This is a genomic window from Bartonella sp. CL63NXGY, from assembly GCF_042194905.1.
Lineage (GTDB): Bacteria > Pseudomonadota > Alphaproteobacteria > Rhizobiales > Rhizobiaceae > Bartonella.
The window spans coordinates 135,443-147,918 of record NZ_JBHINK010000002.1; the positions used below are offsets into that span (position 1 = coordinate 135,443).

The 12,476-nt window shown below is 35.6% G+C and carries 8 protein-coding genes; all 8 read right to left on the minus strand.

Translation table 11 applies throughout. The annotated features are described in order from the left end of the window. Positions 1-283 precede the first annotated feature (283 nt). The 8 genes from pepN to thiC all read right to left on the minus strand — a co-directional run bounded on the left by pepN (position 284) and on the right by thiC (position 9,382). Complete coding sequence (pepN, locus tag ACFIK0_RS01695; protein ID WP_375663390.1) at positions 284-2,911, minus strand: aminopeptidase N; 2,628 nt, start codon at positions 2,909-2,911, stop codon at positions 284-286. Between the two features lie 73 nt (positions 2,912-2,984). After that, entirely contained in the window at positions 2,985-3,824 is an 840-nt protein-coding gene (locus tag ACFIK0_RS01700; protein ID WP_375663391.1) for a uracil-DNA glycosylase family protein, read from the minus strand. Positions 3,825-4,269: 445 nt separating this feature from the next. Then, the gene (locus tag ACFIK0_RS01705; RefSeq protein ID WP_273791118.1) at positions 4,270-5,028 is read right to left on the minus strand and encodes a hydroxymethylpyrimidine/phosphomethylpyrimidine kinase; all 759 of its coding nucleotides are present in this window, start codon (positions 5,026-5,028) and stop codon (positions 4,270-4,272) included. Further along, positions 5,019-5,624, minus strand: coding sequence for a thiamine phosphate synthase (locus ACFIK0_RS01710; protein WP_273791117.1), 606 nt, complete (start codon positions 5,622-5,624; stop codon positions 5,019-5,021). The genes ACFIK0_RS01705 and ACFIK0_RS01710 overlap by 10 nt, the downstream gene beginning before the upstream one ends. Next, a complete protein-coding gene (locus tag ACFIK0_RS01715; RefSeq protein ID WP_273791116.1) occupies positions 5,621-6,394 on the minus strand; it encodes a thiazole synthase in 774 nt (257 codons plus the stop codon). The genes ACFIK0_RS01710 and ACFIK0_RS01715 overlap by 4 nt, the downstream gene beginning before the upstream one ends. Before the next feature lie 4 nt (positions 6,395-6,398). Continuing rightward, positions 6,399-6,596, minus strand: a complete 198-nt coding sequence (gene thiS, locus ACFIK0_RS01720; protein WP_273791115.1) for a sulfur carrier protein ThiS — start codon at positions 6,594-6,596, stop codon at positions 6,399-6,401. Positions 6,597-6,599: 3 nt separating this feature from the next. After that, positions 6,600-7,550 (minus strand): glycine oxidase ThiO, encoded by a 951-nt coding sequence (gene thiO, locus ACFIK0_RS01725; RefSeq protein WP_273791114.1) that lies wholly within the window; start codon positions 7,548-7,550, stop codon positions 6,600-6,602. Further along, entirely contained in the window at positions 7,547-9,382 is a 1,836-nt protein-coding gene (gene thiC / locus ACFIK0_RS01730; RefSeq protein ID WP_375663392.1) for a phosphomethylpyrimidine synthase ThiC, read from the minus strand. Before thiC ends, thiO begins: the two co-directional genes overlap by 4 nt. Positions 9,383-12,476 lie beyond the last annotated feature (3,094 nt).

Genomic DNA, 12,476 nt, shown 5'->3' on the forward strand with positions numbered 1-12,476 from the left:
CGCGTTCCTTTAATTCTGGAATAATGTGATTTAAAAACTGCTTCGATATTCATAGTAACCCCATCGAGTGCAATGAATCAAAACAGGAGTCTTCTGTCCAGTCTTTTTTTAAAAAAAATAATTTTACTTTTATAATTTTGGAATATGAAAAGAAAAAAGCACTTTAAACGTGACCTATAAACAGGCTTAGATTACCTGTTTATAGGTTTAATGATGATCGAATAGTTTATAGAATTTATTTTAAAAAATATTATAGCATATTGATTTAAAATAATTTTTTGTTTTAAGTAAGCAGACGATTAATGATATCAGCAACATCGCTTGATAATTTTGGCGCAACAGCAATCATTTTTAATTCAGTTTCAAGTTTTTGTTGTCGAATAGGTTCTAATTGTCGCCAAGAGCGCATCATTGTTAATAATCGTGAAGCAAGCTGTGGATTTTTTTTGTCAATTTCCAAAATGACTTGGCAAAGAAAATGATAAGACGCTCCATCCATCCTATTAAAGCCCGTGAGATTGTTAGAGGCAAAAACACCGATTAGGGAACGTACACGATTAGGATTATCTTGTGAAAAAAGCGGATGTTGCATGAGCTTTTGAACATTCTCGAGTGTTGATGAGCCAGCAACCATTGCTTGAATAGAAAACCATTTATCCATGACCAAAGGGTCATGCCGATAGCGGTTTTCAAAATCATTTAAGGCATTTTGTGCCTGCTCACTTTCATTAAAACGCTTCACGAGAACAGCGATACTAGCCATACGGTCAGTCATATTATCAGCTGTTGCATATTGTATAGCAGCTCGATTTGGATTGGCTTCAGCAATGGAAAGGTAATCCAGTATGATATTCTTTAATGCTCGTTTTCCAGCTTGTGCAGTGTTTGGTGAATAGGGCTCTTGGGTTTGCATTTGTCCATAGAATTTTGTTAAGAGCTCTTGATGAGTTTGTGCAAGTGAAGCTAAAAACTGATTGCGGATATAATGAATACGATCTGGGTCAATATTTTTACCGATTGTATGAGCAAGCTCAACTTCACTAGGTAAATTTAAACAGAAGGCACGAAATTCAGGCTCTAAGGTTTCATCTGTTATGATCGTTTCAATCAGCTTTAGCAAAGCAGAAGAGAGTGTTGCTTTTTCTTGTGTTTTATCTTGAATGCTTTGAATCAAAGCTTGCGTCATTAAATGATTAAGAGATTGCCAGCGATTGATGTGATTGTCATCATGTTGTGCAAGAAAAATAAGTTCTCTTTCATTGAATGGAGTGTGTAGAATGATTGGTGCTGAAAAGTCCCGCAGCAGTGATAAAACGGGTTTTTCACGCAGTCCCTTTAATGTAAACGTTTGGCTTTCCTTGGATAAAAGCATAACATCTGATTGAATATCTGTATCTGCTTCATAGGTGAGGTTTTCTCCGTTAGGTCCTAACAAGCCAAATACGATAGGGATAAGCATGGGCTTTTTTGTATTTTGTTGTGGGGTTGCGGGAATATGTTGCTTTGCATGAATTGTTAAAACACCATCGCTATAATGACTATCGATTTCTACATTGGGTGTTCCTGCCTGTTCATACCATAGCATGAATTGGGAGAAGTCTTGACCAGACACTTCAGCAAAACAGGTAATAAAATCTTCAATTGTACAAGCTTGTCCATCATGACGTTGAAAATAAAGATCAGTGCCTTTACGAAACAGAGTAGGACCTAAAATAGTTCGTATCATGCGAACAACTTCAGCACCTTTTTCATAAACAGTTGTGGTGTAAAAATTATTAATTTGGCTATATTGACGAGGACGTACAGGATGCGCAAGAGGTCCTGCGTCTTCTGCAAATTGCGTTGCTTTTAATGCTTTTACATTTTCAATTCTCTGTAGGCTGCGTACATTTTGATCTGATGAAAATTCCTGATCACGATAAACAGTGAATCCTTCTTTTAAACAGAGTTGAAACCAATCGCGACAGGTAACACGATTACCGCTCCAATTATGGAAATATTCATGTGCAATGACACGTTCAACATTTCTATAATCCTGATCGGTTGCTGTTTCAGGATCGACAAGAACATATTTATCATTAAAAACGTTAAGGCCTTTGTTTTCCATTGCTCCCATGTTAAAGTCGGACACAGCAACAATATTGAAAACATCAAGATCATATTCGCGTCCGAAACATTGTTCATCCCAACGCATGGAACGTTTAAGAGCATCCATTGCATAGGTTGCGCGTTCGGTTTTTCCTTTTTCTACATAGATACCAAGCTCGATACGTCGTCCAGATACAGTTGTAAAATGGTCTTCTAACTTATCAAGATCTCCACCTACTAAAGCAAAGAGATAAGATGGTTTGGGATAAGGATCTTCCCAAATGGCAAAATGGCGATTATTCTCTAAAGTTCCTGTTTCCACCAGATTACCATTGGAAAGCAAGATTGGGATTGTTTGGGAATCTGCTTCAATTTTCACTCTATAGGTAGAAAGAACATCTGGGCGGTCGTAAAAATAAGTAATACGACGAAAACCTTCCGATTCGCATTGTGAGCAATAAACACCATTTGAAAGGTAAAGCCCCATAAGTTGGCGGTTGCTTTCAGGATTCAGTTCTGTAACCAATTTCAATGTAAAAGGAGCCGTTGGTGGCGTTGTAATTTCTAAACGTGAAGGCGTCACTTTATAAGTGTTTGGGGCTAATATCTCATCATTAATAGAAACGGAAATTAAAGTAAGATCATCACCAGAAAGAACAAGAGGTGTTAATTCTTTTGTATCGTGACGGGATTCAATAGACAATATGGCTGTAACATAGGTTTTTGTCGGTGCCAATTGGAAAGAAAGTTGTGTTTTAGGGATAACGTAAGGGGTTGGTTGGTAGTCTTCCAAACGATAAATAGATGTTATTGGCTGTTTCATAGTTTTTTCCCATTTGTATTTTAAGAGTTAAAGAAGGGTGTGTTAATTTTAGAAGCAAGATAGGATTAAAGAATTACAAAAGGCTGTCGAGGCGATTTTTTACTTCTAAGAAGTCTATCCATGTAAGCTTCTTTTGACTAGGGGTTCTAAGAAGGTAGGCTGGGTGGAAAGTTGGCATAACAGGTATTTTTATATTATCCTCGCTTTCATAGATATGCCATTTCCCTCTTGTTCGGATAATCCCATTTTGAGATCCAGTAAGAAACTGTGCAGCAACACCTCCCAGTGCTATAAGAACACGAGGACGCGCTAAATAAATGTGCCGTTCAATAAAAGGGCGGCACAAGGCAACTTCTCTTGGTGTTGGTGTACGATTTCCTGGTGGACGCCAAGGAATAGTGTTGGCAATGTAAACATTATTTCTTGTTAAGCCAATTGATGCGAGGATTTTATTAAGCAACATCCCAGCTTTTCCCACAAAAGGAATTCCTTGTATATCCTCGTCTCGTCCTGGTGCTTCGCCTATAAGCATCAGGGGGCTTCCTGCTGTTCCATCTGAAAAACAGGTATTTTTTGCTGTCAATTTTAATGAACAGCTATTAAATGCAAGGAGAGCAGATTTTAATTCATCAAGTGTCTTGGCACTTTTTGCACTCTCTATAGCTGTGGATTCATTTTGTATAGTCCTAGAGTTATGCAGCTGATGATGATCTAATTTTACGGTTGGAGATGTTTTGGGAGATTCTTGTTGATTATGAGAAATGTTCACGACAGATATTAATTTTCTCTCTGAACAAGCAGACTGCTTAAAACGATCAATAGGGAAATCCGTCAGAACGGCATCCGCACCACTTTCTTTATAAAAGTTTAAGAGTTCTTCATAGGAAATTGAGCACGGCGTTTGATTTAACATTTTACTTTTTCTAATGATCTAGCGATTATAGATCAAACAAAATTATCCTTCAAGTTTTATTAAATGTATTCGCTAGCCATTAATGTATAAGAACGCTGATAGGATTCTCTCTTTTCACAAAAAAGGCAAATCGTAAAATGCGAGTGTTCGCGATTATATACATCTTTAAATGTACAATTTGTTTAAATTGCGCTATTTCAACTTTTTAAACAGACTAAACTCATTCATAATAAAAGATTTTTTTACTGAATGCAAGTGGTGTTATAATATTTGTTATCATTGTATTATATATTTAATACTTAATTAAAGTTACTTTTGTAGTATTTTATTTATAAAATAAAGTATAAATTTTTTATTATTATATTTTTTAAATAATTTTTATTAAAAAATAAATATATTAATGAATATATAAATATTAATTTTATATGAGAAAAATACTAAGACGTTATAAACTATTTTTACAATGGGTTAAAAGCAATGTGTGGATATATTCTTTTGCTTTTTTTACCGCTGAAATGAGAGGTTCATTTAATGCTAAATGCGCTGCAATAGCGCTTGAGAGAATGCAACCTGTTCCTCGCATTGTTCCTTTTAAACGTGGAGTAGAGATATTTATGACTTCAGTTTTGTCAATGAAGCTATCAATTGCAAGAGGCCCCTCCGCATGTCCCCCTTTTACTAAAATAGAGCGAGCTCCCAATGACAAAAGTTTTTTTGCTTGTTGTATTGCTTGCTTATCATGAGATGCCAATGGACTTTGGCTAAGAAGAGCGAGTTCTTCTCTATTCGGTGTTAAAAGATCAACATGAGGAAGCAGTTTATCGATCATAGTGTCGATGATTGTTTCCGTTATTAGTTTTCCTCCTGATGAAGCGACAAGTACAGGGTCCAAAATAACTGGAACATGGGGATAGTCTTTGAGTACGTTACAGATTGCTGCTATAATTGCTTTTGTCCCCGTCATACCGATTTTTATTGCGCTTATTGGATTTGCTTCTAGGGCAGCACGCATTTGCGCAGCGACGAGGTCTCCACGCATTGGAATGATTTCGACAACGCGATTATCATCTTGTACGTTAACACAAGTAATTGCTAAATTTGCTTTTATTTGAAAATGCGCAGAGGTTTCTATATCACGAACAATACCAGCACCTCCTGTTGGATCAGTGCCCGCAACAATAAGAATGGAAGGTATCAACGCCATGTTTGTGTCACTTTTATCCACTGCTGTACACGCTCTTCAGGTTTTTTATGGAGGATAATATCAGTCACAACAGCAGCACTATTTGCTCCTGCTTTTAAAACACCAACTGCGCGTTCTGGTGTTAAACCACCAATACCCACCAAAGGTAAAGCACCAATCCGCTTTCTCCATTGTTTGATTTTCTCTAATCCTTGCGGCATCCATTTCATTTTTTTTAAGATTGTCGGATAAATAGGACCAAGTGCAATATACTCAGGATTAGCAGAGAGTGCGGTATCCAATTCATGTTCATCATGTGTACTAAGACCAACTTTTATATCACTTTTACGAATTGCGTGAAGATCAGCATTGCTCAGGTCTTCTTGTCCCAGATGAATAAAATTGCACTTTTCATCAATTGCTATTTCCCAATGATCATTAATAATTAATTGTGCTCCCAATTTATTGCATATGTTTTTTGCACGCTTGATATGTTGACGGATTATTTGTTGATTTTCATGTTTCATACGCAATTGTACGAGCTTGATACCAAGAGGAAGCAAACGTTCAATCCAATCAGCGTTATCAACGATGAGGTAAAATGGATCCAGTTTCATGAAAATACTGCTTTTCCAATGATTGGCGTTGAAGGGACTGCTACACTGCGTGCTTCGATCATGCCAGCTTTATATCCCATACGTCCTGCTTGAACAGCTTTAGAAAATGCTTCAGCCATTAAGACAGGATCACCTGCTTTAGCAACTGCGGTATTAAGCAGTACTGCATCATAACCGAGTTCCATCGCAATGGCGGCATGTGATGGGCGTCCAATGCCGGCATCAATAACAAGAGTAGCATCAGGAAGGTAAGCACGGATAGAACGCAATCCATCAGTATTATGAGGTCCTTTGGCAGAACCAATAGGAGCACACCAAGGCATAATAACACGGCAACCAATGTCAAAAAGTTTTTCAGCAACAATGAGATCATCCGTTGTATAGGCAAAAATTTTGAAACCTTCATTGTTTAAAATTTGAGCAGCTTCGATTAAGGAAAAAATATTTGGCTGTAAGGTATCTGAATTACCGATAATTTCGAGTTTAATCCAAGCCGTTTTAAAAAGATCTCTTGCTAATTGGGCTGTGGTTACGGCCTCTTTAACAGTATAACAACCAGCAGTATTAGGAAGCACTGTTACCCCAAGTTCTTGAAGAAATTTCCAAAATTGTCCACCTTGTTTTCCACCTGCAGTTTCACGGCGCAAGGAAACAGTTACAATTTCCGTATTCGATTTATGAATAGCATCACGAAGGATTGCTGGTGAAGGATATTGCGCTGTACCTAATAGAAGACGGGAAGAGAATTGTCGTCCATAAAGATTCAGCATAATTTTAGCCTCCTTGCATTGGGCTTAAAATTTCAATTTTATCTCCTTCATGCAAGACAAATTGGCTTCGTGCATCTATGGGAACAACTTCAGCGTTAACAGCAGTTGCAAGCCAATTTCCTTCATATCCCAATTCTTCAAGCAAGAGACCGAGAGTCATAACTTCTGTTTGGACTGTTTCACCATTAACAAATATTTGCATGTTTTATTCCAATGCCAATTCCATTGCTCGTTTTGCCATTTCTGGAGACAACAGAAAACCATGTCTATAAAATCCATTAATAGAAATAAAGTTACCATCTTTATGCACAGAAGGGAAGTTATTAGGATAACATGGACGAACACCAACGCCAGATTCAATAATTTCTGCTTCAGCAAAAGCAGGATGTAAAGTATAAGCCGCGTTGAGCAGTTCCATCATTGATCTTACAGAGATTGCACCATCAAAGTCACTTTCAATCATCGTTGCACCAATCATAAAAATATTATCTTGTCGAGGTACAATGTAGAGAGGAAACCGTGGGTGAAGAAGACGAATTGGACGCGAAATTTTAATATCGGTGCAGCGCACGAGAAGCATTTCACCACGTACGCCCCGTATATTTTTATCTTTTCCTAAACGTGCTATTCCTGTCGCATCAATAACAATATCAAATTTTTTTTCAGCTATTTCTACATCAACAAAACAGGCTCCATTGTTGAGAAGCTTTTCTTTTAAAGCCATAAGTGCTTTGCGAGGATCAATATGGGCTTCATTTTCATAAAAGAGTGCACAGTTAAAACGTTCCGCAAGATCTGGTTCAAGATGAGCTATTTCTGTATTATCTACGGTTTTGTGATTATGCGTACGCACAGAAAATCGTTCAAGCTCTCCTCTATCTCGTGTAGGTGCAACCACTAAAGTGCCTTTTTGTATGACAAGGTTGGGGAGCGTTTTACGCCACCATTGTATAGCTTGTACACCAAGATCTTCAACAATTTGTTCTGCACTTTCCCTTTCACAGTAAGGTGCAAGCATTCCTCCTGCATACCAACTAGCACTTCCTATAGGTGAATGAGGGGGGGCCGATACAGTAACAGAAGCACCTTTTTGCTGTAACATAAAGGCAACTGTTAAGCCGCCTACACCTGCACCTTTGATAAGAATGTTCTTCAACTGTTTACTTTCTTTTTTTGAGGAGGAACAGTTTCCATATAAAGGTCACCATTTTTCTGATATTTTTCGGCCATGGCGATCATACCTTCCCCTTTTGTTTTTCTTATTGCAGCTGCCTCACGAATATCATGGGAAATACGCATAGAACAGAATTTTGGTCCACACATGGAACAAAAATGCACTAATTTATGGGCTTCTTTAGGCATTGTCTCATCATGAAAGGCACAGGCTGTTTCTGGATCAAGAGAAAGGTTAAATTGATCGTGCCATCTAAAATCAAATCGTGCACGCGAAAGAGCATTGTCGCGCAATTGTGCTCTAGGCAAACCTTTAGCAAGGTCAGCGGCATGAGCAGCAATTTTATAAGTGATCACACCAGTTTTTACATCATTCCTATCGGGGAGTCCTAGGTGTTCTTTAGGTGTTACATAACACAACATAGCAGTTCCAAACCATCCAATCATAGCGGCACCAATTGCTGATGTAATATGGTCATAACCAGGAGCAATGTCCGTTGTAAGAGGTCCCAAAGTATAAAAAGGCGCCTCATGACAAAGATCTAATTGTTGCTCCATATTTTCTTTAATTTTGTGCATTGGGACATGTCCAGGACCTTCAATCATAACCTGTACATCTTTTTTCCAAGCAATTTTTGTCAATTCTCCCAAAGTTTTAAGCTCTGCAAATTGGGCTTCATCATTGGCATCGGCAATAGAGCCAGGGCGCAATCCATCCCCCAATGAAAGAGAGATATCATATGTTTTTGCAACATCACAAATTTCATCAAAATGTTCATAGAGAAAGCTTTCTTTGTGATGATGGAGACACCATTTTGCCATAATAGAACCGCCTCGTGAAACAATACCTGTTACACGATCAATGGTCATAGGAATAAATGGTAATCTTAATCCTGCATGAATGGTAAAATAATCAACACCTTGCTCTGCTTGCTCAATAAGGGTATCACGGAAAATATCCCATGTTAAGTTTTCGGCAATACCCTGTACTTTTTCGAGTGCTTGATAAAGAGGGACTGTTCCGATGGGCACAGGAGAATTTCGGATAATCCATTCACGAATATTGTGAATATTTCGTCCTGTAGAGAGATCCATAACTGTATCTGCTCCCCAGCGAATGGCCCAAACCATTTTATCAACTTCTTTTTCCATAGATGACGTTACTGCTGAATTACCAATATTGGCATTAATTTTAACACGGAAATTACGCCCAATAATCATGGGTTCGCACTCTGGATGATTAATGTTTTGTGGAATAATGGCGCGTCCACAAGCAATTTCATTGCGAACAAATTCGGCAGTATAAATTTCTGGTATTGATCCAGAAAATGTTTCATTTGATGGTACATTCTGCCGTTCTTTTACTGCTAATCCTTCATTTTCTCGTATAGCCACATATTCCATTTCTTCGGTAATAATGCCTGCGCGTGCGTAAGCCATTTGTGTAATTGCTTTGCCATTTTTTGCTCGTAAAATAGGACGTTTTTGTTTAAAGGCTGGTGTAAGGTTTTTATCAGAAGTCAATCCATTATCTTCAGGTTTAACTAATCGTGCAGGATAAGTTTCAGTATCATCCCGCTTAGAGAGCCAAGGTAAGCTAATTGCTGGCAAGCCTTTTGTAATATCAATGATCATATCTTTATCTGTATAGGGGCCAGAAGTATCGTAGACGTTTAAAGGTTTTTCACCACTGCCATCAGTCAGTGAAATTTCACGCAATGGTACGCGCACATCAGAAAAGAGAAGGCTCTGTTGATAAATTTTGCGTGAAGCGGGAAAGGGGCTACAACTGATTGATGGAGTATTTTTCTGCACAAACTTTTTCCTTATAGACACAGAGTTCAAAAATAGGTTGCGATGTTAATGGAGTTACGATGTTAATGGAGATGTATTCAAATTATCAATCACGAGCATCCGGGTGAATAGGAATAATATTGCTTTGTAGCAAAGAAAATCCAATACAGCTCAAGAAAAGTTATTTTGAAAATTGATACAATATCTATTCTAATATTTGCATGCCTCCTCCCACTTGAAGTATTTTTGTTAATACGAATATGGTTGGCTTAAATATCTATATTGTCAATCATAAAAATATATTTTAAACGATTTTGGTGTGTTTTTAAGAGTGTAAATAGATATTATGAAGTGATAAACTATGATATTGAAGCTTTTATAAACCAGAATAAAGTTAAAAACGGATTATCAGGGAAAAAGTAGATAGTTTATGGCTCTGATTGAGATTTTTTTCATATTAAAATAATAACTCAGAATACCATAAGATTCTCTCATCATACATCTTTTCATATAAAATCACTTCCTTGCACGTCATAAGTGGGGGCGTATGGGGCAAAACACTTGAAGAAAGGAAGCCAAATGTCATTTAATGAACATTCTAAGATGTGAGGACTGTCAAAACGTGGGGGACAGTAAAATGTATAATGGGTTCCAGCTTGTATTTTCAAAAGCTTAACGCTGATGATTTATAATGGCTTACTATTTTATTATTGACGTGCGCTGTCGTAAAATAAAAGGAGTATATTTTGAGCAATATTTCTTTAAAAAGTGCGTAATATGCAATATCATTATATTTTGTTTGGAGCATTCTATTCTTCATGAGGGGGATGTTCCCATTAAGAATGCGATAAACAAAAGCGTGAAACAATACCTAATCTTTATTATTAAAAATAATATTGTTTTGAATCTTTTGAAAATCGTAAGCTGAATTAAAAAATGATGATGAAAATGAACAAAGGCTTTTTATCTTGAAATTTCATCAACAATTTTAAATAGTTGGAAGAGAGAGGAAAGCAAAAGGATGTATCTCAGCACAAAAGTATACGTAAATTCATTTAAGAGCCATATGATATCGTGCAACAATATTTACATATAAAAAATAACTAATTATGTTTTATATGCAATAAAAAATACTACTTATAATGTAATTCTATTATAATTATTATAATGAAACAATATAAAAATTGAATAAATTTACGGAAAAACAATTTTTAAACAATAAAAGAGGAAATAAACAAAATAGAATATTTTTATAGACAATAAATTCCATATGAAACGCTACAGTATTTTTTTATAAATGGTTATTAATAATTAAAATAAACGCAAACAAATAATTATTATGATGATGATTAATAAAGCCGAAAACCAATTTTTGAATAAGTAGGGAATTATGAGGAAGAGTAACCAAATTTCCACCAATATTACTATTATTAACAGTATTATAAATGGTAGCCATATAAAAGCTGCAGCTATACAGCCAGTGATGATTGGTGCACCCCAAAAATAGACAAATGTGTTGACAAGAGATTCATAAATAAATTCGTTAGTGAATTCTTTATCTGCAGTATCATAGCATTCTATAATCGCTTTGCATTACCCCACTCACATCATAAAACTCGTTATGCACCTTATGAAGGATATAAAAACAGCTTATCTTTTAAATCTTGTTAAAAAGATCATATTTAAGTAGTGCAATTATACTAAATAGTGAGGTAAATGCTGGAAGGAATAGAAAAGGACACCTAAAATATTCTTTTTGTAATTCTACTGTAACGATTTTAAGCATCCCCCCAATGAAAAGATTGTAAACAAAAATCCTAATATACTGCATACGATAAGATCTCCAAAACTCATATTCCCATCTTTCTTTTTGAGTGTTGGTTTTGTTGATTCATCAATACGTATTATATTTTGTAGAATAGATCACATTTTATTCATGTATTGTAAGGTTATATATTAGCGTTATGTATGTAAAAATTCTGGAATTTCTGAGTTTTTTATTACCTAAAGAAAATGTTTCTGACATTAGAAAATATAGCAATAACTTCAAAAACAGTAAAAATAACCCCATCGAGAGCTGGTAAAGGGTGTAGCTAATAAATGATGTATATTTTAAAGGGAAGATAGAAGTTCAAGGTGCAGAGAACACTGAAAATAAAGTCGGTAATGAGTGGAGGGGATATTTTATTTGGAAAAGACAAGCCATGGATAGTCCAATTGTCTGGCTACTTATGCAAGATTTTGTAAGGTGTTTTCTTTGATAGTTAAGGGTATAGCAAGTGTTAAATCGATGGAGCGTATTTTTTGTTTGGATTGATGAAGCAGATGAGTTAGAAAAATAGTTTAGAGAATGCTTTTTGATATTGTCATGAATTAAGAAGAACACCAATAATTGCAAGATGTTGTTTAGAATGATTTATTGTTCTTGCAAAAAAGATATACATATAATAATATATAGAGGCAGATGTGCTAAGTGTGGGAGGGGAAAAGTTGGTTATGGGGCGTTTAAAAAACAAGGATATTGTTCATAAAAATTGGGGGAGGGCGCTAGGTTATGCTTTTTAATTTTTTCCGGATCGGATACAACCTTCAAATTTTGTGAAGGTGTGTAGTGTTTCTTTAGTATTTCAAAGTATTTCTTTTCAGTTCAATGAAAGCGTGAGGAAATAGCCATATTGAATATATTCTCTATGATGTATTTAGATTGAACAAAAGCTTGTTCAAAAAAACATTGGTGATAATCCTGTAACACAATTTCAGGAATAAATTGAATAAAATAGAACAAAGTATCTGCATGTGAATAAAAACATAATGAAGCATGCAAAAAATTTGAAGCTAATTTTAAAATTTTAATACAAATGATAGCTAAAAGATAGAATTTCTTTGTTTAAAATATATGGTATAAAATATCGACGAGATAGATTTAAACTATTGAAAAAATAAAAAAAGATAATGTTTAAGTCAGAAACTTTCTATGTGGGTGATAAGTTATTACATTCAGTAATGGTTATATGAAATCCATAATAAGAAAAATTTTGAACAGTATTTATAAATTTTGCAACAAGATGCAAGATTTGAGAAATAATTATATAACAACAGCAAAACAACAAAACAA